This is a genomic window from Polaribacter sp. AHE13PA, from assembly GCF_019278505.1.
Taxonomy (GTDB): Bacteria; Bacteroidota; Bacteroidia; order Flavobacteriales; family Flavobacteriaceae; genus Polaribacter.
The window spans coordinates 3,080,614-3,102,736 of record NZ_CP058985.1; the positions used below are offsets into that span (position 1 = coordinate 3,080,614).

General features: G+C 29.2%; 27 protein-coding genes. 8 read left to right on the forward strand and 19 right to left on the reverse strand.

All coding sequences use genetic code 11. The annotated features are described in order from the left end of the window. Positions 1-5: 5 nt before the first annotated feature. The 12 genes from H0I28_RS13235 to H0I28_RS13290 form a co-directional block, all read right to left on the reverse strand. A complete protein-coding gene (locus tag H0I28_RS13235) occupies positions 6-1,379 on the reverse strand; it encodes a DUF1800 family protein (protein WP_218759400.1) in 1,374 nt (457 codons plus the stop codon). Positions 1,380-1,511: 132 nt separating this feature from the next. Continuing rightward, positions 1,512-2,375 (reverse strand): SDR family oxidoreductase, encoded by an 864-nt coding sequence (locus H0I28_RS13240; RefSeq protein ID WP_218759401.1) that lies wholly within the window; start codon positions 2,373-2,375, stop codon positions 1,512-1,514. Between the two features lie 99 nt (positions 2,376-2,474). Next, positions 2,475-3,140 carry an aspartate/glutamate racemase family protein gene (locus H0I28_RS13245; protein WP_218754759.1) on the reverse strand — a complete coding sequence of 222 codons (666 nt, stop codon included), beginning with the start codon at positions 3,138-3,140 and terminating at the stop codon, positions 2,475-2,477. Between the two features lie 2 nt (positions 3,141-3,142). Continuing rightward, a complete protein-coding gene (gene egtD, locus H0I28_RS13250) occupies positions 3,143-4,144 on the reverse strand; it encodes an L-histidine N(alpha)-methyltransferase (protein ID WP_254712778.1) in 1,002 nt (333 codons plus the stop codon). Between the two features lie 4 nt (positions 4,145-4,148). After that, positions 4,149-5,297 (reverse strand): ergothioneine biosynthesis protein EgtB, encoded by a 1,149-nt coding sequence (gene egtB, locus H0I28_RS13255; protein WP_218759402.1) that lies wholly within the window; start codon positions 5,295-5,297, stop codon positions 4,149-4,151. Between the two features lie 16 nt (positions 5,298-5,313). Continuing rightward, positions 5,314-6,042 carry a siderophore-interacting protein gene (locus H0I28_RS13260; protein ID WP_218759403.1) on the reverse strand — a complete coding sequence of 243 codons (729 nt, stop codon included), beginning with the start codon at positions 6,040-6,042 and terminating at the stop codon, positions 5,314-5,316. 6 nt (positions 6,043-6,048) lie between these two features. Further along, positions 6,049-6,675, reverse strand: a complete 627-nt coding sequence (locus H0I28_RS13265) for a ferric reductase (RefSeq protein ID WP_218731942.1) — start codon at positions 6,673-6,675, stop codon at positions 6,049-6,051. Then, positions 6,675-7,055, reverse strand: coding sequence for a nuclear transport factor 2 family protein (locus tag H0I28_RS13270; protein ID WP_218759404.1), 381 nt, complete (start codon positions 7,053-7,055; stop codon positions 6,675-6,677). Before H0I28_RS13270 ends, H0I28_RS13265 begins: the two co-directional genes overlap by 1 nt. 4 nt (positions 7,056-7,059) lie before the next feature. Then, positions 7,060-7,257, reverse strand: a complete 198-nt coding sequence (locus H0I28_RS13275; protein WP_218759405.1) for a hypothetical protein — start codon at positions 7,255-7,257, stop codon at positions 7,060-7,062. Positions 7,258-7,693: 436 nt separating this feature from the next. Then, positions 7,694-8,140 (reverse strand): MoaF C-terminal domain-containing protein, encoded by a 447-nt coding sequence (locus tag H0I28_RS13280; protein WP_218759406.1) that lies wholly within the window; start codon positions 8,138-8,140, stop codon positions 7,694-7,696. A 90-nt stretch (positions 8,141-8,230) separates the two neighbouring features. Continuing rightward, the gene (locus tag H0I28_RS13285) at positions 8,231-9,100 is read right to left on the reverse strand and encodes an AraC family transcriptional regulator (protein ID WP_254712779.1); all 870 of its coding nucleotides are present in this window, start codon (positions 9,098-9,100) and stop codon (positions 8,231-8,233) included. Between the two features lie 341 nt (positions 9,101-9,441). Further along, complete coding sequence (locus tag H0I28_RS13290) at positions 9,442-9,606, reverse strand: hypothetical protein (protein ID WP_218759407.1); 165 nt, start codon at positions 9,604-9,606, stop codon at positions 9,442-9,444. Positions 9,607-9,739: 133 nt separating this feature from the next. Here H0I28_RS13290 and H0I28_RS13295 point away from each other — a divergent pair, with 133 nt between their 5' ends. From H0I28_RS13295 to H0I28_RS13305, 3 genes are read left to right on the forward strand one after another with little or no spacing between them, the layout of a single operon-like run. Continuing rightward, positions 9,740-10,267 (forward strand): RNA polymerase sigma factor, encoded by a 528-nt coding sequence (locus tag H0I28_RS13295; protein ID WP_218759408.1) that lies wholly within the window; start codon positions 9,740-9,742, stop codon positions 10,265-10,267. A 4-nt stretch (positions 10,268-10,271) separates the two neighbouring features. Further along, positions 10,272-10,796 (forward strand): hypothetical protein, encoded by a 525-nt coding sequence (locus H0I28_RS13300; protein WP_218759409.1) that lies wholly within the window; start codon positions 10,272-10,274, stop codon positions 10,794-10,796. Further along, on the forward strand, positions 10,777-11,907 hold the full coding sequence (locus tag H0I28_RS13305; protein WP_218759410.1) for a hypothetical protein: 1,131 nt from the start codon (positions 10,777-10,779) through the stop codon (positions 11,905-11,907). The genes H0I28_RS13300 and H0I28_RS13305 overlap by 20 nt, the downstream gene beginning before the upstream one ends. Positions 11,908-11,969: 62 nt before the next feature. Here the strand turns inward: H0I28_RS13305 and H0I28_RS13310 are convergent, their stop codons facing one another. Beyond that, entirely contained in the window at positions 11,970-13,511 is a 1,542-nt protein-coding gene (locus H0I28_RS13310) for an aldehyde dehydrogenase family protein (protein ID WP_218759411.1), read from the reverse strand. 113 nt (positions 13,512-13,624) lie between these two features. On the opposite strand from H0I28_RS13310, the gene H0I28_RS13315 reads away from it, so the two are divergent. Next, positions 13,625-14,677, forward strand: a complete 1,053-nt coding sequence (locus H0I28_RS13315) for an isoaspartyl peptidase/L-asparaginase family protein (protein WP_218733714.1) — start codon at positions 13,625-13,627, stop codon at positions 14,675-14,677. On the opposite strand, the gene H0I28_RS13320 is transcribed toward H0I28_RS13315, so the two are convergent. The 6 genes from H0I28_RS13320 to H0I28_RS13345 all read right to left on the reverse strand — a co-directional run bounded on the left by H0I28_RS13320 (position 14,665) and on the right by H0I28_RS13345 (position 18,588). After that, a complete protein-coding gene (locus H0I28_RS13320; protein ID WP_218754769.1) occupies positions 14,665-15,009 on the reverse strand; it encodes a hypothetical protein in 345 nt (114 codons plus the stop codon). The two genes, H0I28_RS13315 and H0I28_RS13320, sit on opposite strands and share 13 nt — an antisense overlap. Positions 15,010-15,091: 82 nt before the next feature. Beyond that, the gene (locus tag H0I28_RS13325; protein ID WP_218759412.1) at positions 15,092-16,423 is read right to left on the reverse strand and encodes a PorT family protein; all 1,332 of its coding nucleotides are present in this window, start codon (positions 16,421-16,423) and stop codon (positions 15,092-15,094) included. Positions 16,424-16,426: 3 nt separating this feature from the next. After that, positions 16,427-16,930: an RNA polymerase sigma factor gene (locus H0I28_RS13330; protein WP_368384400.1), complete on the reverse strand. Its 504-nt coding sequence runs from the start codon at positions 16,928-16,930 to the stop codon at positions 16,427-16,429. Positions 16,931-16,976: 46 nt separating this feature from the next. Continuing rightward, positions 16,977-17,381 carry a hypothetical protein gene (locus tag H0I28_RS13335; RefSeq protein WP_254712780.1) on the reverse strand — a complete coding sequence of 135 codons (405 nt, stop codon included), beginning with the start codon at positions 17,379-17,381 and terminating at the stop codon, positions 16,977-16,979. Between the two features lie 17 nt (positions 17,382-17,398). Next, the gene (locus H0I28_RS13340; RefSeq protein WP_218759413.1) at positions 17,399-18,088 is read right to left on the reverse strand and encodes a hypothetical protein; all 690 of its coding nucleotides are present in this window, start codon (positions 18,086-18,088) and stop codon (positions 17,399-17,401) included. Positions 18,089-18,243: 155 nt separating this feature from the next. After that, positions 18,244-18,588, reverse strand: a complete 345-nt coding sequence (locus H0I28_RS13345; RefSeq protein WP_218759414.1) for a DUF4377 domain-containing protein — start codon at positions 18,586-18,588, stop codon at positions 18,244-18,246. A 194-nt stretch (positions 18,589-18,782) separates the two neighbouring features. Here H0I28_RS13345 and H0I28_RS13350 point away from each other — a divergent pair, with 194 nt between their 5' ends. From H0I28_RS13350 to H0I28_RS13365, 4 genes are all read left to right on the forward strand, one after another. Continuing rightward, positions 18,783-19,757 (forward strand): acyl transferase, encoded by a 975-nt coding sequence (locus H0I28_RS13350; protein ID WP_218759415.1) that lies wholly within the window; start codon positions 18,783-18,785, stop codon positions 19,755-19,757. Between the two features lie 11 nt (positions 19,758-19,768). Then, on the forward strand, positions 19,769-20,227 hold the full coding sequence (mscL, locus tag H0I28_RS13355; RefSeq protein WP_218731957.1) for a large conductance mechanosensitive channel protein MscL: 459 nt from the start codon (positions 19,769-19,771) through the stop codon (positions 20,225-20,227). A gap of 74 nt (positions 20,228-20,301) precedes the next feature. Then, a complete protein-coding gene (locus H0I28_RS13360; RefSeq protein WP_218759416.1) occupies positions 20,302-21,225 on the forward strand; it encodes a septum formation inhibitor Maf in 924 nt (307 codons plus the stop codon). A 161-nt stretch (positions 21,226-21,386) separates the two neighbouring features. Then, entirely contained in the window at positions 21,387-21,896 is a 510-nt protein-coding gene (locus tag H0I28_RS13365; RefSeq protein WP_218759417.1) for a hypothetical protein, read from the forward strand. Positions 21,897-22,123: the final 227 nt, after the last annotated feature.

Genomic DNA, 22,123 nt, shown 5'->3' on the forward strand with positions numbered 1-22,123 from the left:
AAAAATTAGCAAAGTTGATATTCAGGTAAACTCATTAATTGCACAACAAAATCTCTTTTAGAAAGTTGCTGATTTCTTTCTAACATTTCTTCAGTTCCACTATTAATTTTTGATGTAATAATTTGATGTACAAGTTCCTTATTAGATTCCTTTTTATAATTTTCTTCAAAAGAATTCCAATCGGCAGAAACTTTTATAAAAGCTTTTTTACGCAATTTTCTTTTCTTAAAATCGGTAATCATAGCTTCTTCATCACCAATTTCTGAATATGCAATTTCTGCATTGTTTAATAATACAGAAGGCAAACGCAAACGGGTAACAATGGTATTACTGTCAATCCAATTTCTACCGGTTTTCCAACCAGCAACATTTGGCGGACTCAATAGTTTTTGTCCTAATAAGCGTTGTAATAATAAAACTTGTTTCGGTTTCTCTATTTTATAAGGTACAACTGTGTTTATACCAACTAAAAACTCAATAGGCGATTTTATTTTGTTTCCAATATTTTCATCAGCATAAAACCAATTAGAAAGCAAAACAAAACGCATTAAATTTTCTATATTATAATCTTTATAGAACACCTCTACCATTTCATCTACATGGTTTTTATTAGTGTTTTCATTGACAAAATAGGTGTAAATTTTTTCTGATATAAAACGTGCACATTGTTCTTTTTCTACAATCAGATCTATAATGTCATCACCCTTAAAATGGCCCGATTTACCAAAAAATGTCTTTTCTCCAACATCATGTTGTCCTTTTTTAAAGTTGAATTGTCCTTTAAAATCATAACTATATCCTGTAAATGATCTTGCAGACTCTTTTATATCTTGTTCTGTATAATTGTCTTGCCCCAACGTAAAAAGCTCCATTAATTCACGTGCAAAATTCTCATTCGGACTTTTTTTCTTGTTCTGTTTGTTGTTTAAATAAGAAATCATTGCGGCTTCTTTAGAAACTGCTTTTGTGAAATTTCTAAAATCACCCAAAGCATTTTTTCGCAACATATTATTGTAACTCTCTACATATAAAATGTTTTTGTTTTCACACACAAAATGATTCGCCCAAAACAAGGTCATTTTTTCACGTAAAATTTCTGATGGATTATTTAAGCGTTCAAACCAAGCTGTAGAAAGCTCTTGTACTTTTTTTCTACTAATTTTTTGAAGTTCTTTACGTTTGTTTTTATCCTTGGAATCTTTAAAAGAAATACCTTTTAAAAAAGAAGTATCTACAGATAAAACAGTTGTTTTCTTTGATGAAATAAATAATTCGTTAACTACGTTTTTTTTACTTTTCTTAGATAAACGAGCCAATTCTTTTGGTGAAATACCAAAACCAACCCTGTTATATAAATGTTGTATATGTGCTGATTTCATAAACTTAAGACAATAAAAACTAAAGATAGTTTAATTTAAAGCATATAATTCTAAGGATATGAAAAAACAAGCTCTTACAAATATATTATTCTAGGTTTTGTGCTATAATTATAAGTTTAAATTCTAGTATTCTCAAAGATTGATTTTGAGATTTTTTTTAAACCTTTTTATCATTTCTAAAGGAGATTGATGCAATCTGCCAGTCGCTTTTTCAAAACCTGAAGGAACCTCATTTTCGCCTCCTTTTATGCCTTCGTAAATTCCAGCAATTACAGTTCCTATAAAATCTCCCAATGCTCCTTTTCGTTCAGCGGCATAAGCATCAAAAGAAACAGAATTGTAGGTTAAATTAGTGTCATAAACTTGGTTTATTAAGGATGCTAATTCACTTTGGGTAATTGCTTCTCCAACTAAATTGTAGGTATTACCATTATGTTTTTCTTCTAAAAGCATTTTTGAATATGCAAAACCTAACTCTTCTCTGCTTGTATACATACATTTACCTTCTCCTGCACAATTTCTAATTGCGCCTTCTTTTACATAGGTATCAATATATTCTAAATCGGGTTCAATATAAATACCGTTTCTTCCAATAACCCAATCCAAACCAGAATTGATAATGTCTTTCTCTGTTTGTCTATTTGTTTGCACAATAGGACTAAATGCATTGTTTTCTTCTGCACCTACAATACTTGTGTACACAATTTTTTGAACGCTGTTACTTTTTGCAGCTTCAATTACATTTCTATGTTGTATAATTCTTTTTTGAGGATCATCCATTCCAGAAACTAAAAGAACAGCATCTACTCCTTGCAACGCCTTCTCAAAATCTTCTCGGTTGTTATAATCTCCTTTTCTTATTTCTACATCTAAATAAGCTGCCTTTTCGGGCGTACGAGCAATTCCTATTACATTTTCTTTTCCTATCGCTTTAATTAAATGTTTTACAATGGAAGCTCCTAATTTTCCGCTTGCTGATGTTACTGCTATTTTCATAATATCTTTTTAATCCGTTTTATTTTAGACTACAAATATCTGAATGTTACTTTTTTTCGGACAGATACAACTTCGACTAAAAATGGTAAAAATTAGCTTTTATAAGATGTTTTTTACTGCTGCTTCAATTTGAAGTTGCGCCATATCTATAATATTTATTTGGTCTGTAGGTTTTATGATTGACAACTCCGTACAACCAAGAACTACAGGATAATTTTCTCTATATTTTTTAATCAATTGATGGTACTTATTGATGATTTCTTTGGTTTCCGTAGTATTATAAATGTGTTTTCTAACCTCATCTATAAATATCATATCTTCTGAACTTGGAAGCAGAATTTCAATAGAATTTAATTGTAAATAAGAACGAATATAACTGGACTGCATGGAATGTAAAGAACCAAAAATCACGACTTTCTTAGCATCAATTTCTTTCATTTTTAAAACTGATAAAGGCAACGGATGTAAGATGTTTTTTTGAAATTCTAACCGATCTATCGTTTCATGCAATGTAATATTGGGAATTAATATTTCCGTAACTTCTAAGGCTTCCATTTGATCTAAATAACTTTGTAAAATAGTATCTAATTGCAATGAAGTATTTGGTAAAAGCGGATTTATGGTATCAAAATCTGTATTTAACAAAAAAAACGGACAAGTACTATACCCTCCTTTTTTAACATTGTATACCTTATTTAGTTGCTCTAAATAATATAAAGTAGATCTGCTTCCCAATCCTAATATGGCAAGTTGCGTTTTAATCATTTTTAATTTCTAGTTAAAATATAATCTGCAAAATAGGCTTTGCTATCCATAATTTTAGTGTCGATACTAAAATCTGTATTCGCTATAATTTGTTGAATCAATTCATCATTATATTTTCTAGATATTTCTGTATGAATTTTTTCACCTTTGGTAAAACTAAAAGATGTGCCTATAGACTTAATGGTCACTATTTGATTTTCTGTACTTACAATATAACTCTTTGCAATACCTTCTTTTTCATCATATTCTGGCTGATGCTGAAACTGATTAAGGTTAAAATCACCACCTAATTCATTATTGATTCTATCTAATAAATTCAAGTTAAATGCAGCAGTTATTCCTTTGCTGTCATCATAAGCTGGAAGCACAATTTCTTTCGATTTTATCAAATCTACGCCTAACAATAATTTATCACCCAGATTTAAATTTGCACCTAATTTAGAGAAAAATTTTGCAGCCTGTTTATCGCTCATATTCCCAATATTAGAACCCAAAAACAAGATGATTTTTGGCTGTTTGCTCTTTTTTAAGGAATCTAAAACTTCAAAATAATCTCCTTGTTGCGTTTTTACAGACAAGTTTGGTATTTCAGTATTTAAATCCTCTTTCAATTGACGCAAAGCATTCGAAGAAATATCTATTGGAAAATATTCAAAATTATAATTTTGCGTTGTTAAACTTTTTAATAGTTCTTTTGTTTTTAATCCATCTCCAGCACCTAATTCTATCAATTCAAAATAAGAATCGACTTTCATATTAAAACTATCTATTAAATCTTTTGTTTTATTTTTGAATATATCTAGTTCGCTGCGTGTTAAATAATACTCAGGCAAATTCATTATTTCTACAAAAAGTGCATCGCCTTTTTTATCATAAAAATATTTTGAAGAAAGCGTTTTTGGATTGCTCAGGAGTCCTTTTTCAATATCGTTTCTAAATGTTTCATTGATTTCTAAATTGATTGTACTCCCTTTTTTATCTTTGTTCTTAACGATTTCAATCATATTATTATTTTGCTAGTCTAATTCCTGTAAATTGCCATCTTTCGGTAGGGTTAAAAAAGTTACGATATGTTGGTCTACTATGATCTTGAGAAGTTGCTACCGAAGCGCCTCTCAACACCATTTTATTGCTCATAAATTTTCCGTTGTATTCTCCAACCGCTCCATTTTCTTTTTTAAATCTTGGGTAAGGCAAGTAGGCGCTATTTGTCCATTCCCAACGTTTTCCCCAATCTAATTTTTGGGCTGCAATTTCCCATTCAAATTCGGTTGGTAGTCGCATTCCTTTCCATTCTGCAAAAGCATTGGCTTCGTAATAATTAATATGACTTAAAATAGCAGCTGTATCCACTTTTTGCAAACCTGCAAGTGTATAAGAATGCCATTCTCCATCAATTTTATGCCAATACAAAGGAGAATTAATATTTTTTTTATTTACCCAAGACCACCCCTCATCTAACCAAAGATTAAAATCTGTATAGGCGCCAGAATCCATAAAATCTATAAACTCTCCATTGGTTACCAAATGATTATTAATTTCAAAATCATCTAGATATACTTTATGAACTCCCAATTCATTATCATAACAAAAATCTGTTCCTTGGTGTCCTATTTCATAAATTCCGGCAGGCATTTGTATGCTTTTTGTTGCAGTATTTTTATCTTTAACTAGATTATACTCATTATTAAAAACTGGAAAAATAGGATTGTGCCCAAACATATATTTCACATCAGTTACTAATAATTCTTGATGTTGTTGTTCGTGATTTAAACCCAATGTTACCAAATCAATTATTTTTTCATCGGAAAGATCATTTAAAAAAGCATTCATTTTAGCATCTACATACGCACGGTATTCATAGATTTCATTGGTACTTGGTCGAGACATATTACCTCTATTTGCTTGTAATATTCTAGTACCAACATTGTTGTAATAACTATTAAAAAGAAAGTTGAAATCCGCATTAAATTCGGTGTAATCCGCTATGTATTCTTTTAAAATAAAAGTTTCAAAAAACCAAGTAGTATGTGCTAAATGCCATTTGGGGGGGCTAGCAAATAGCACTACCTGAATAGCATAATCTTCTATATTTAGATGATTACAAAAAGTGGTCGTTTGCAATCTTACTTGTTTGTATTTTTCTGCTAATCTCATTTAGGTTTTTATAGCTTTATTCCAATCCTTTTTTATCAGGATTCCAAAATGGTTTTGTTTTAATTTGTTTCGTACTCCAGTTTAGTTCATTTCTAAAATATTTATTTAATGCCACACAAACTCTACTGTCTCCTGCAATATAAACAATTTTATTTTCTTTTAATTTAGGTGTAATTTTTTTTACCTTTTTTAAAATTTCGTTTATTGGATTTTGCTTTAAATAATACCTATTAAATGGTTTAGAATCATCTATATCATCAAAAAAAGCACTTTGGCTCTCACTATATAGTATACTTTCTACTTGCTTATTATTCGGTAAGTTTCTGTTTAGAATGTATAAATGTGATAAGGCAGATAAATCTCCAATCATTAAATAGCTTTCTGCAGTTTCGTCTAATAAAAAGTTTCCTTTTTTCCATTTAAAATAGACAGTCTCTCCTACTAAACAATTAGCCACCCATTGCGATCCAATACCTTTGCTATCGGTTGCAATGGCAATATCTAAGTAGCCTTCGGTTTGGTTTATGTCCCAAACACTATAGCTACGTACTTTATCTTTCATTGATAAATTATCATTACCAATTCCGATTCCTAAACGTAAAAAATAGCCAGGTTTAAAATCTGCTTTTTTTATACTTTCACTTTTCAACCTGATTTTATAAACTGATGCTGAAATTTTCTCCTTATGTTCAATAATAGCAGCTTCTAAAACGACCTTTTTGATTATGTTTTCTAATAATCCCATCTTAATTTAAGATTTTAGTATTTTTCGTTTTCTTCTTTCTATGAATTTATTTTTGATAAAAGGAATTCTTATCATAAAACCGAGACCAACAACTATTGCATAAATAAGCCATGTTTTATCTAAAATAGCCACGTGTAATACGCTTAAGAAAATAGCTGCATACGCATAACTTTGTAATTTTTTCCAGTTCGATTTTAGGAACTTCATAGACTTTCTGTTAGAAGTAAAAAACAACGGAATTAAAATTAAAATAGCAACAAAACCAGCTACATAATTAACTTGTGTAAAGGTTTCTAAAAAACCTTCTGCCCAAATAAAAATAATAAAATGCAGAAAACTCCAAACAGCTGTTGCAATTCCCATTGCCTGACGTACAAAAAGGTTCATTACACCAAAAATGATAAAAACCGGAGTTAACGTTAATACAGCCGTCATCCAACGGATGGCAAACTCACCAGAAACATGATACAACATTTCTAAAGTGGTTTTTCCGTCAGCTCCTTTGCCTTCTATCAACGAAAGAGAAAATCCGTTGGACAGATCTACATCAAACATATTGATGATAACAAGCATTGGTAATAGCGCTAGAATAGCAACAATTACCCAACCGTAATTCTTTTTTATTACTTTCATTATTTGTACATGGTATTATTGTTCAAAGCTTCTTTTGGTACTTGTTGAATGCTGTCCCAGTGTTCTATAATTTTACCATTTTTATCGAACCTAAAAAAATCCATGGTCACATAATTATCGTTGTCTGGCCATTCTTGATAGGTATGTAAGGCAACCAAATCTCTTTCGGATATTGCTCTTACAAACTCAATCGTTTTTACCGGAAATTCCTTTTGCATTCTATCAAAATAATCAATAAACTCCTGTTGTCCATCTCCTACCATTGGGTTGTGTTGGATATATTTTTCACCTACATATAACGCAACAGCCTTTGTAGGGTTTCCTTCATAAGCCATTTTGTAAAAAGCAATTGCATTTTTTTTATTTTGCTCTATATTCATGGTATTATAGATTTGCTTTTAAAATAGCTAATTCTTTTTCTAAAGTTTCTGCTTTTAGCTTAAATTTCTCCATAGCTTTTTTAATCTGACCTATTTTTTTGAAGGCTTCATCATCTTGTACTGCCGTATAAATAGTATTTCCTTCTTTTTCTTTTATTTTTGATTTGCTGCCACATGTTGGGCAAATTCCTACTTGACTCATATTATTTGTTTTATAATTTACAAAGGTCTAATTATCTTCTTATTATAAAAGGTAAATCTAGGGTCCTTTATGGTAAATATGAGAAATCTATTATTATTTATTCATTGATATTAAGACTACTTTCTCTTCAAATTTAGACTCTAATTCATATTTATCGGTTTCAGCAATTACTTTTGAAAACACTTTAGATGCTGACATATTTGCATTATCAACATAAATAATTGTTTGCTTATGAAAGTTAAGCACAAGCATATTGAATAATGGTAAATACAATTGTTTTTATCAAAAGAAGCCTAAAAACGGTAAATATGAACCTCTTATAAATTAATTGGATTTCTATAACGCAAAAAAAAATCTGATAAACACTATAAGGAATTTATCAGATTAGATATATTGAATTGATAAGTAGTAATTACTTCTATTATTATAAAACTTATTAAGGTCTTTTTAAATGATCTATAATACCACTTGTAAACACTGTTCTCAAAGTTCTTTCTGGTTTATTTTGATAACCCACTATAATAGAACTGTGCATTAGCATTTTGTCAAAATCAAAAACAATGGTTAAATAGTCTTTTAAACCTATTTCGTGCCAATTCACTAAATACATATCGTTTCCAAGTTTTGTTGATCTGTACGGAATGTCTTCGTTTCCGTTTCCCTTATTTGGTCCAGCAACCCATTGGTACTTTGCTTTTCCATCATTAAACTCCATATGCAAACCAGCACCGTTTTGATATTGAAAATTAAAAGAATACCCGTCTAAAAGGTGTTCTGCTTGTTCAAACTGGAAGTTGTTTTCTGTTGTTGTTTCGTTTTGTGAAAAACCAAGTCCTACTGTAAATAGTGCAAGACATAATAAAGTAATTAATTTTGCTTTCATTTTTATTGAGTTTTAAATTTAATACAAAGTTGCTATAAAACTCTTTTATGAGAAAGGTAAATCTTCCGGTAATAATGGTAAATCTAGGAATTAAAAAAACTGTTGATTCTTAAATTCTTTCGGACTTACCTTCATTTTCTTTTTAAAAAACTTTGTAAAATTAGTAACCTCATCAAAGCCAGTATCAAATGCAATTTCTTTTAAGCTTTTGTTGGTACTCATCATATCTCGCTTTATTTCTAAGATAACATAATCATCTATAAAATTTTTAGCCGTGTTTAAAGTAAATTCTTTTACGGCAATATTTAAAGTTTTGGTAGTAATAAATAATAAATTTGCGTAGTCTTTTACATTTCTAGTGTTTGTAAAATTAGTCTCTACCAAGCTTTTAAACTGATCAAAAGTATAAAACTGTTTCGACTTATTTTTTGGAATGTAATTATCAGGAGATTTACGTTCTAACTTTAATAAATACAAATCTAGAAACGCCGCCATAATATTACGATGTGCAAAACTATTCTCTAGTGCAATTTCCGATTGCAGTTGATGTATTAGAATCTCATTGTCTATTTTATTTTTAAAAACAGGAGAAGATAAATGGTAATTGTATAAATTAGAAATTAAATTAATAGAAGATTTAGAGAAATAATTCATCAGAAACTCTTCTGTAAAAATTATTAAAAAACCTTGGTATGTTGCATTTCTTTGAAAAGAATGTACTTGCCCTTTCGCTATTTTAAGAACCGTACCCTCTTCAACCTTATAATCCTTTAAATCTATTTGATGAGTACCAGTACCCTTTGTAACAATTAGCAAGGCAAAAAACGAAATTCTATGTGGTTGCCTTGGCTCATGATCCTCAATATTATCTAACCTTTCAAATAAATCTGATAAGTTTAAAAGCTCAAAAACACTTTTACGATCTTTACCTTGAAAGGCTATATTTGGAATATTTTTCAATATATCAATTTATTTTTTTTGATTAAAAATAGTATTCGTTCTGTAGACCATAATAGAGAATATAATTATCTTTTTTAACTCTTTGTTAATAAACGAGTCAATTCTTCTGGAGAAGTTTCAAAACCAATCTTATTATATAAATATTGTATATGTGCTAATTTTACGCTCTTTAAACTTAAGAATCTAAAGATAGTTTAATTTAAGATTAAGTAAAGAATCCCAAAAATAAATTATATAGCAATAATTCCTATGATTAAATTTACAATTTGTTCTTTTTGAATTTGTGCTTTAACTCGCTTCCGAATTTTAAGTTTTTCTGATTCATTTAGTTTTTATAAAACTTATATTGACTTTTTTTTAGATTTTAACCTTTCCATTTCATCTCCATAAATGGATTTTATTTTATCAAAAGAAACTTTATTTTTTCTAGTAAAAAAGGAAGTTTTATTACCAGATCCAATATAACCAACACCCGGACTCATTCTTCTTCTGTTTTCTCTTTTCATTTTATACGAGTTACTTGGTTATAATTAATCTAAACGCATTAAATTCGAAGTAAACATAATTTTAGAAAAAATAGAAAAAACTGAAACTTATGTATTTCTTTATCGTTTTTAATAATAGAACTAACCAAATTGAATGTCTAAAGAATTAAATCTTTTAATTAAAAACAGTAAAAGAGGAAGTCAAAAAGCTCAAATAAAGCTTTACGACCTGTTTTCTGAAGCTATGTTTTTTATATCCTATAGATATCTAAAAAACGAAGAGGAAGCAAAAGACGCTATGCAAGATGCTTTTCTTAAAGCCTTTTTAAGTTTAGATACTTTTAAAGAAGACACCAGTTTTGGTTCTTGGTTAAAAAGAATTGTTATTAATACTTGTATTGATAAATTAAAAAAGAAAAGTATAGAAACGGTTTCTTTAGAAAATTATCCTTTGGAAGTTTTAGATGATAACGATTGGAATTTTGATGTAAAAATTGATAGAATAGAAATTATTGATGCAATTGAAAATCTAAAAACTAAGTATCAATTGGTTGTTAAATTATATTTATTGGAAGGTTATGATCATTCAGAGATTTCAGAAATTTTAAAAATTCCGATTAAAACATCAAGAACACAATTAAGAAGAGGAAAATTAGAACTTAGAAATCTTCTAAAAACTTAGAATTATGGAACATGATATAAGAGATTTATTTAAAAATAAAGAGCAACTCAAAAAAGAGTTACCAAAAGGTCATCGTACAGATTTTATAAAAAAATTAGACGGAGTGAAAAATAGTAAGAATAAAAGGAGATCTTATTATTTCTTAAAAATTGCAGCATCAATTTTATTCCTTCTTTTCTGTGGGTATTTTTTCCAGAATACGAATTCCAAACCCGAAAAAACTGCACTTGAAATTCAATTTGAAGGAATAGAAAATGAATATTTAATCAATATAAATAAAGAATGGAATGCTTTTATTGATATAGCAAAGGATACTGTTTTAATTAGAAAATATAAAGAGAAATTAAAAGAGTCTGATACTGATTATAAAAAAATAACTACTCAATTAAAGGAGTTTCCAAACAATATAAATGTTTTAGAATCTTTAATAGATAATTTGCAAAGACGTTTGCAATTAATCAGAGATATTAAAGAACATATTAATGAGTTAAATCAAAAAAATACAAGTAATGAAACCATATATATATAGTATTTTATTTCTAATAAGCATCCATTTTTCTTTTTCACAAACAAAAGAATTAGTCTTAAAAGAAAGTTACGAAATTGACAAAAACACCATATTAGAGATTGATATTGACAATGCATCAATTGTATTTGAAGAATCTAATGATCATAAAGTTTATCTTGATTATTCAATTCTTTTTGATAAAGATTCAGAAGATATTCAATATAAAGTTTTTAAAGGACTTAAAGCCAAATCTTCAAAAACTAATAACAAAATAAAATTAGAGATAAAAAACTCAATGTACCTTGGGGAATTACATTCTTTAGATGTTGATATAGAAACTTACAAAGAACATATTAGAGGTTTTTTTAAAAAGAGGAGAGCAAATGAATTTTACTATAAATCAAAAGATTCTATAGTAAAAGAAATCGACTTTAGTTTGGGTACAGATTCTAATGATTATTTTAAGAAACTTAAGTTAGAAAACCCATATAAAAATTACGGAAAATCACCACGAAAATTTAAACAAGATTTTATAATCAAAACACCAAAAAATGTAAAAATTAAAATTAAAGCACTTCATTCTAGAATAGATTTCACATATAATGTTAATACGCATCTAGATGTAAGTTCATTCAAAACTTATTATAAATTTAAAGGCATCAACAATGAGAATAACTCATTTAAATTGATGAGTGGAATTTTTCAAGCAGAAGCTATATCAGGAGGAAATTATGATTTAAAAGACATCTACAAAGTAAGAATCGGGTCATTTTCTAATGCAATGTTAATAACGGAAACCTCAAAAATTCAGATTGGTGAAATAGGCAAAAAAGTTTCATTTAAAGATTTTACAAGTAAAGTACATTTATATAATTTTAGTGAAAGTTTTGCTGATTTTAATTTTGAAGGAAAATATTCTGAATTAAATGTATACAAAGTAAAAGAAAGTAATTATTCTGTAAAAGTTTTTGGTTTCAATACCGTTTTAAATATGGATGGTACTAAAACTACTTTTGGTAATTCTAAAGAAGAGAAACTCACAAAAATTCTTGAAAAGAAACCAAAAGAAAATATTATTTCTAACGGAAATATTGCAATTGAGTTAGAAAATGGCATTTTAAATATTAAATAAAAAAAAACAATTCTCATAAATTTATGAGAATTGTTTTTTTTTATAAATGTAAATCTATTTTTTTATAAATCGAATTTAATTCCTTGTGCCAAAGGCAATTCATCGGAATAATTAATGGTATTTGTTTGTCTACGCATATACACTTTCCAAGCATCAGAACCAGATTCTCTACCGCCACCAGTTTCTTTTTCACCACCAAAAGCACCACCAATTTCTGCTCCAGAAGTACCAATATTTACGTTTGCTATACCACAATCTGAACCAGCATAAGATAAAAATTTCTCTGCTTCTTTTAGCTCATTCGTCATAATTGCTGATGATAAACCTTGCGCAACTCCATTTTGTTTTTCAATAGCATTTTCTACTTCTCCAGCATATTTCATTAGATATAAAATAGGTGCAAAAGTTTCATGCTGAACAATTTCAAAATGATTTTCTGCTTCTATAATTGCTGGTTTTACGTAACATCCAGATTCATATCCTTCGCCTTCTAAAACACCACCTTCTACTAAAACAGTTCCTCCTTCTGCTTTTGCTTTTTCAATTGCAGCTAAATAAGTGTTTACAGCACCTTTGTCTATTAACGGACCAACATGATTGGTTTCATCTAAAGGATTTCCAATTTTAATTTGTTTGTAAGCACCAACAATGGCATCTCTTACTTTATCATACACCGATTCGTGAATAATTAATCTTCTAGTAGATGTACAACGTTGTCCGCAAGTACCAACAGCACCAAAAACAGCACCAGGTACCACTACTTTTAAATCCGCCGTAGGCGTAATAATAATGGCATTGTTTCCGCCTAATTCTAATAATGATTTTCCAAAACGTTGGGCAACCGTTGCTCCTACAATTCTTCCCATTCTGGTAGAACCTGTTGCAGAAACTAGAGGAATACGAGTATCTGTAGTCATCATCTCTCCTACTTTATAATCGCCATTTATAATGGAAGAAATTCCTTCCGGTAAATTATTTTTCTTTAAAACATCTGCAATAATATTCTGACAAGCAACGGTACATAAAGGTGCTTTTTCAGATCCTTTCCAAACACAAACATCACCACAAATCCACGCTAAAGAGGTGTTCCAAGCCCAAACAGCAACTGGAAAATTAAATGCAGAAATTATACCAACAACACCTATTGGATGCCATTGTTCTCTCATAACGTGTCCTGGTCTTTCAGACGGAATTGTTTGTCCGTTTAATTGACGAGACAAACCAACAGCAAAATCGCAGATATCAATCATTTCTTGCACTTCTCCGTAACCTTCTTGTAGAGATTTTCCCATTTCATAAGAAACTAATTTTCCTAAAGGTTCTTTTAAATCTCTTAATTTATTACCAAACTGACGTACAATTTCTCCTCTTTGTGGAGCAGGCATATTTCTAAATGATAAAAAAGATTTTGTAGCAGTTTCCATCACTTTTTCGTAGTCTTCTTTTGATGTAGATTTTACTTTTCCTATTAATTTTCCATCAACAGGAGAGTAACTTTCTATTAACTCACCATTAGAAAAATTATTAGATCCTATAGAAGTACCATTATTTATAGCTTTTAAACCTAGTTTTTGTAAAGCTTCTTTAATTCCAAAGTCTGTCATTTTGCTATTCCGTTTTTGTTGTTTACATTCGAATGACAATTTACAAATAATTTCAAACAAAAGTAAATTAAACAAAAACAATAGCAATTGTTTTATTTTAAACACAAATTATGATGAAATCCTTTTTTATTACCCTGTTATTATTAATTTCTTTTGGATGTAAAAAAGAAATAACATCGCCAGAAGAAAAAACAGCTACTACAAAAAAACATGAATTTGCAATTATTATTCATGGTGGAGCAGGAACTATTTTAAAGAAAAATTTATCTGATGAAAAAGAAGCAGCTTACAAAGCAAAATTAGAAGAAGCTATTAAAGTAGGACATACAATTCTTAAAAACGGAGGAACAAGCCAAGAAGCAGTTATTAAAACCATACAAGTTATGGAAGAATCTCCATTATTTAATGCAGGAAAAGGAGCTGTTTTTACACATGAAGAAACCAATGAATTGGATGCTTCTTTTATGGATGGAAAAACATTAAATGCTGGTGCAGTTGCTGGGGTAACTAATGTAAAAAGCCCTATTGAATTGGCTGTAAAAATTATGACAGATTCTGATCACGTAATGCTTTCTGGAAAAGGAGCTTCTATTTTTGCTGAAGAAAAAGGATTAGAAATTGTAGATCCAAGTTACTTTTATACAGAAAGACGTTTTCAATCGCTTCAAAAAATAAAAAATAAGAATAAAACAGCGTTAGATCATGATGATAAAAAAGCCGCTTTTTATGATGCTGATATTAAAAATGCAAAATTTGGTACTGTGGGTTGTGTAGCTTTGGATAAAAGTGGAAATATAGCTGCAGGAACTTCTACTGGAGGAATGACAAATAAACGTTGGGGAAGAATTGGAGACGCACCAATTATTGGTTCTGGTACGTATGCAAATAATTTAACTTGTGGTGTTTCTTCTACAGGTTGGGGAGAATATTTTATTAGAAGCCAAGTTGCTTATGATATTTCTGCACAGATGGAATATCAAAATAAATCTTTAAAAGAAGCAACTACAGACGTTATACAAAACAAACTGACTAAACTTGGAGGAACGGGTGGTGTTATTGCTTTAGATAAAAACGGAAATATGTCTTTTGAGTTTAATACTGCAGGAATGTACAGAGCTTCTATGAATGATAAAGATGAATTAATTGTAAAAATTTACAAAGAATAAGCCAACCATTCTTCTGGAATTGGTCCTAAATCTAGTTCTATCTTTTTAGATTTTACAATCTTTTTATACCCTAATCTAGAAATTATAGGTACAGATAAGTTTATATTATTCTTTTTATTAATAATTTCTAAAACCTCCCGGATAGATCTTTTGGTACATAAAACTAAGCTATTCATCATAGCATTAGATTCTTTTTCTAAATCGTAAAAATCTACAAAATAAGCAGGTTTTTCATCCTTATAAACAACCCATTGTGTAGCTTTTCTTTCTAATGTTTCTATAACTTCTTTCGTTCCGCTTAAAGTTCTATATGTAATTGCTAAAAATGTCATCTTATTTTCTTTTAAAAAATCAAATTTAATATAATGCATTAGTAATTCTTTTTTAATTTCGATAGAACTACCATAAACATCGTTAAAATGTATATTTAATACCTGAATATATGCCAAAATTGAAAGGAGAAAAACCATTGGAATTCTCACTAAAAGTATCTAACTGAGCTTTAAACATGGGGTTTAAATTTAAAGACCATTTATTATTTAAAAAATAATTAAAATCAAAACCTAGATTCCCACTAAAGTTAATATTATTTAAATTGTTAGCACTACCCGAATTAGTAAAAAATTGAGAACTAAAATTAACTTCATTTTTATTTAAAAACAAAGAACTGAACCCAGCAACCACCTGTGTATTGAAATTTTTAACAGTTAAAAAATTATATTTCACTTCTATAGGGACTTCAATATAACCAAATATTTGATTCAAATCTCCATTTAAACTCGTTCTACTTATCAATGCACTGTTATCAAAATCTGAAGTTTGTACGGGAGCTGTATTAAAAGATAGAGAAACACCACTATTAAATGCAACAGGTGATGTGCTTTTAGAAATTGAAGAAACAGCTGTTACCTGATTGTTCACAAAACTCATTTCTTGCAAATGCACACCAGATTGAATGCTCCATTTTTTATTGATTTGGTAGCCTATTTGAAAACCATAAGAAAAAGAACTCTTACCTTTTGTGGAGTTTGATAAACTTCTATTTACAGGAGATGAATTTGAAAATGAATTAGAATTTAAAACTGCAAAAACAGGTGCAATAGACCATTTATGCTTTAAATGTTTAATAGAAAAAATACTATCCTTGTCTTTTATAAATTTATTTAAATCGACCTTCTTGTTAGGCAATTCTTTTTCTACAGCTACATTCTCTACTATTTTCTCTTTCTCTTCAGTAAAAACCTCCTTATTTTTATTTACATCTATCTTTTTATCGTTCACAGAAACTAACATCTCCTTAGCTGTATTATTAGCTAACAAAGTTTTTTCCACAACGTTTTTATCACGAACGAACTTCTTTTGAAAACGAGGTTTTTCTATATCCTTTTTTATATTTTCTTTCGTTTTTTTATTTGCAACTAGTATCTTTTCTTCAATTTTTGTATTTTGAATAAGTGAATCTATTTTTGGCAGGTCATTTTTTTCTACTTCATTTTCGGTACTCTCTGTTACAATCGTTTTAGAATCGATTTTCATAAAATCTGTTTCGTTTGTAGAGACAGGAAAGAGTAACATTCCTAAAAGTAACATCGCTGCTGCTCCACCTGCAAACCACCAAAGAGGTACTACCCTTCTTTTCTTCTTTTTAAGCTTAGATTCTATATTGCCCCAAACTTTTTTATCTGGAGTTACCTCCAAATTTTTAAGCTGATCTTGAAACAATTTATCTAAATTCTTATTCTTCATTAGTTAATCATTTACTGTTGTTTTTTGATGCATTTCTAATTGATCTTTCAAAATTTTTCTTGCTCTAGACAGGTTCGATTTTGATGTTCCAACAGAAATCCCTAACATTTCTGCAATATCTTTATGAGCATAATCGTCTAAAACATATAAATTAAAAACCAGTCTGTATTGATCTGGTAATTGCTGAATAAAACCCAACAACACATCCACATTAAAAGCAGTATCTTCTATATTAAACTCTTCTTCTGTTTCTAATTCATCAGAAAAATCACTTACATTTTTCAAAGGAGACTTTACTCTATATTTTTGCAAAACAGTATTTACAGTTACACGTTTTAACCAACCTTCAAAAGAACCTTTATGGTTATATTGTTTTATTTTTTCGAAAATAATCATAAAACTATCTTGTAAATTATCTTCTGCATCTTGATAATTACTCGAATATTTTAAACAAACTGCAAACAGCTTATCAGCATAAAGCTGATAAACTGTTGATTGTGCTGCCATTTTCTGCTTACAGCATTCTTGTATGAGTTCTTCTAGTTTGATGGTACTAATTTACAGGAACTATTACTTCCTCAAAAATATTTTCGCCCTCACTATCAGTTCCTTTAAAGAACTTAAAAATATAGTCTTCTGTTTGAGACGCTGTAACAACAAACTTCTTTTCTTCTTGTACAATTTCTTCTGTACATTCTTCATCTAATAAAACCATTGCCGTTACTGCAACAGTTCTCGTAGAATCTTTAGTCTCATAATAAATTTGTTCAAAAGAATAACAATCGTTTGGGAAAGAATATTTTATAGTGATAGTATCGGACTCTCCAAATGTAAAACTGTCTGGAGTAATCGCTTCATCTATTGCCATAAACTCAAATTTATAATTTGGTACATCATCGTGGTTTAAACAAGAAGCAAAGACAAATAATGCTAATAAAAGTAAACTAATTTTTTTCATTTTTTTAATGTGTTAAGTTAATATTTAAGTGTTGGTAATCCGTTTTCACATTCAACAGAAACAGGAACACTTGCTATAGAACAATCTGAAATTATGCCCCATTTAACGTTAAATGTTTTTTCTGCTTGTGTGTATGTTTCTATTTTATTTAAAAAATCATTTGTATCTATTTTAGATGAGTAGGCTATATATCCTTGCGAACCTCCACAAGCTTTTGAACCGTAAGTGGTAAACAACCAATTTGTAGCGTCTGAGCAAGAAATACTGCTAGACAACTCTTGAATTTCATTAAATAAATCCATTAAACTTCTATGTTCAGTTTCTTTAGCTGTCAATTCTCTTTTTACAACCAATTCCTGTCCTGTGAGTTCAACAATTCTCCATGCATAATTTGTAGGATAGCTTTCTGTAGAAATGCTAACTAGTGTACTTTCTTGCTCAAAAGTTCCTTCAATATTAAAAAAAGATAAAGGCGGTGTACCACACCAACCAGAAGTACGTTCTATAAAATCACCACTTTTATTAAATGAAATTCCGTATGCATCACTTGGTAAAGAGTTACCTCTTTTAAACGTAGTCATTTCACCTTCGTAAACAGGATCTAACCAAGTACCTATTAATAAATTATTAGAATCTATTATTACCTCATTGTCTTCGCAAGAAAACAATGAAACTAGAAAAAGGAAAACAATTATTTTTTTTATCATTTTTAGTTTTTTTTAAGCCAATCCATTATCCTCAATTTTTAAGCCTGATAAATATTCATTAAAACCAACATCATTATTGGTCTATTAGATAATTTCTGCTGTTTTAGAACACTTCGAAAATGCTTGAATGGTAATGAAAAGCTGTTTTTTCAGTTTCATTCTGGTAAATTTTTTGATATTTTTTCAACCTTAGATATTACTTTTATCAGCGTATATTCTTTTGATGATGCATCTTGTGGCGGATTTTCTATATTCTTTTCAGAAATTAGAACTTCATATTCAAAACCTTCTTCATAATTAAAACCAGTAATAGAAGAGTAAAAGTATCCCCAATCTTCTGCTCCTTCTTCTTTAGTTAACAAACATTTTTGAGGGGCTACACCAACACAATTTACTTTTGCTGAAGCAATCATTATTGTTTTTTCATTTATATGAAGGTTATTTTTCTCACAAGAAATAATCAACATAAAAACGACTAAAATGATACTTTTTAACTTCATTATTTGGCTCTTTTATTATAAGATGCAAAAACTTATAAAAGGTTGCGTTAAATAATTCTATTTTTGTAGCATAAAGTTTTTTAGCAAAGATTCTTTATGTAAATCCCCATTTTAGTAAATCTATTTTACAACAAACAAGGGAATAATAATTATAAGAACTACAACAAAAGTGTTGTGGGCATTTTTTCGAATTTATGCAAAACAATATTTTTAACATCCAAAACCAAGAAGATTTTAAGCAAGCTGCTTTAGCTGTTTTTAAACATCAATTTAAAAACAATAAAGTATATCGTTCTTTTTGTGATTTATTATACATTCATCCTTCAGATGTTACTAAGGTTGAAGAAATTCCGTTTTTACCTATTCAGTTTTTTAAGAGTAGAGAAGTACTTTCTTCTACAGAAGAGATTCAAGAAACTTTTACTAGTTCTGGCACAACAGGTAGCATTACAAGCAAGCATTTTGTAACAGATATTAACCTCTACAAAGAAAGTTACTTAAAAGGATTTGCACATTTTTATGGCAACATAGAAGACTATGTTGTGTTGGCTTTATTGCCAAATTATTTAGAAAGAAATGGTTCTTCTTTGGTGTATATGGTTGATGATTTAATTCAGAAATCTAATAATACTGAAAGTGGATTTTATTTAGATAACATTGAAGAATTAGCAAAAAAACTAGTAGAATTAGACAAAAAAGGACAAAAAACGCTCTTAATCGGAGTTTCTTTTGCTTTGTTAGATTTGATAGAAATGCAACAATTCAACCTAAAAAATACCATTATCATGGAAACTGGTGGTATGAAAGGACGAAGAAGAGAATTGATTAGAGCTGAATTGCATCAGCTTTTACAAAGCGGATTTGGAGTTTCTGAAATTCACTCAGAATACGGAATGACAGAATTATTAAGTCAAGGATATTCTAACGGAAACGGTGTTTTTGACACACCACCCTGGATGAAAATTTTAACAAGAGATACAGAAGATGCTTTAACCATACAACAAGTAGAAAAAACAGGCGGCATTAATGTAATTGATTTAGCCAATTATAATTCTTGTGCTTTTATTGCTACACAAGATTTAGGCAAAGTACACCAAAACGGTACTTTCGAAATCATTGGTCGTTTTGATAACTCAGACATTAGAGGTTGTAATTTAATGGTCTTATAAAGAAATTAAAGATGAAGTTTAAATTAATTGAAGATTTTAAAGAGTTTGCTGTAAAAGGTAACATGATAGATATTGCTATTGGGGTTATTATTGGCGCTGCCTTTAATAAAGTTATAAGCGTATTGGTAAAAGAGGTTTTTATGCCTCCTTTGTCTTTTATGACCCAAGGTGCAAAATGGGAAAACAAGAAAATTATTCTAAGAGAAGCGGTACTTGTTAAAGAAAAAATTACAGTTGATGAAATTGCCATTGGTTATGGTAAATTATTTGAAGCTAGTATCGATTTTCTAATCATTGCTTTTACCGTTTTTATCATTGTAAAAGCAATGAATGCAATGAAAAAGAAAGCAGACGACCCAAAAAACAAAGCGGTGGTGACTCCTAAAAATATTGAGTTAATGCACAAAACCAACGAGCTTTTAGAAAAACAAAATGAATACTTACAGAAACTTTTAGCAGAAAAAAAATAACGATACATACGTTTTGTAAATTTTGTTTTTAAATTACGACTGATTTGTTATCAGCTAATTAAACACAAAACGTAATGAATACTAAAACAACCCTTTTATACCTAGTCCTTTTTTCTTTTATAGGATGCCAATCCGGTCAAACCAAAACAGCACCTCAAGCAACTACAAAAAAAGAAAACACTCCTATTCCAAAAAGTGAACAATTTAATCAGTATTGGTATTCTGGAAAAGCAGAATTAAGCAGCTACACCTTAAAACAGGCTAGATATGGCGAAATACGAGACGGAGAAGTTGTTTTGGTTTTTGTTACAGAACCTTTTTCTGTTAGTAAACAAGTAAAATTAGACAATCCGCAAAAAGCAGGAACTGACAACGTTTCTGTTATGAAATTGAATCATGTTCGTAAATTTAATACCGGTATTTACGATTATTCTATTGTCACCTCTACTTTTACACCTATTGATACTCAAAACTATCCTTTTACTTTAAAAGCTTCCACAAGTATACAAGAATGGTGCGGACATACTTTTACGCAATTAAACCTTGCTGATGACAAATACAATTTTAAACAATTCTCTTATTTTGAAGCTGACGGAGACGAAGAGAAAACAATTAATGCTACCTTTTTAGAAGAAGCATTGTTTACTAAAATTCGTATTGCAAAAGGTCAATTACCAGAAGGAGAAATCAATTTGATTCCTTCTACTATTTACAGTCGTTTTAACTACAAAAAAATGGACGTAGAGAAAGCTGAAATTAGTAAAACAACATCAGAAAAAACACTTACTTATAAGATAAAGTATCTAAATATTAATAGAACTCTTACCATTGATGTAGAAAAAGAGTTTCCGTACAAAATTTTAGGTTTTACAGAATTTGATGGAACTGGTTTAACCACAACAGCGAAACTAAAGGCAACTAGTAATGAGCCTTATTGGGAACAAAAAAAATTATCAGATCAAGATAAAAGAAAAGCACTTAAATTAAAATACGAATAGATTTTTTTTAAAATTTCTACTATTATTTCTTTGCTAGATAGTTACGCATTTCTCAAAAAAAACAGCTAACTTCGTTTAACTTCATGATAAAATGAAATTGAACTGAACTTGATTCCGTATTAAAACTCACCTTATCATTTTAGTTTTAAAAAACGAAAATTATGAAAACTCTTTTTATCTCTATTTTATTCATTTCGCTTGGACTTTCAATGAATGCACAAGGCGAAGAAAACAAACAATCAGAGCATAATAAAAAGAACGTAATTGCGTCGGAGAGAACAGTAATTGTCTTAATAAATAATGAAATAATTGGAAATCCATCTATTTTAAAAAACATCCCTCAAGAAAATTTAGCAACTGCTGATTTTTCAGAAGATGCTAAATTAGGTTCAAAAAAAATATTTTCGGCTGAATTGATGAGACAAGAACTACTGAACCCTGAATTAAAAAATGGGGGAATCATAAAATTAGAAACAGCATTAAAATTTAATATTAAAACTCAGAAAGATTTAAATACTTTTTTTGGATTAAAAGAATCAAACGACATTTTTGTAAATGGATACTTATTAAATAAAAAGTATGCTATTATTAATGAATGTATAAGAGAAATTCAGTTAATAAAAGAGGGGAATCTGTTTTTAAAGGATAAAGTATTAAACATAATAATCTGATGAAATATTTTTCAACACAGTTTATAAAAAATTACTTGCTTAACTAAATCTATGTTTGTTGCTCGTTTGCTAACTTCTAATTTCCCTTCAGAAAATCTTCTTACATAAACACAACTTACCATATACATTAAAGTTAAACAAACCTTTTTCAAAAAAACACCCTTGACTTTCTAAAAAAAATAAACTAACTTCGTTTAACTTCTGATTTAAAACATTAAAACGCTCGA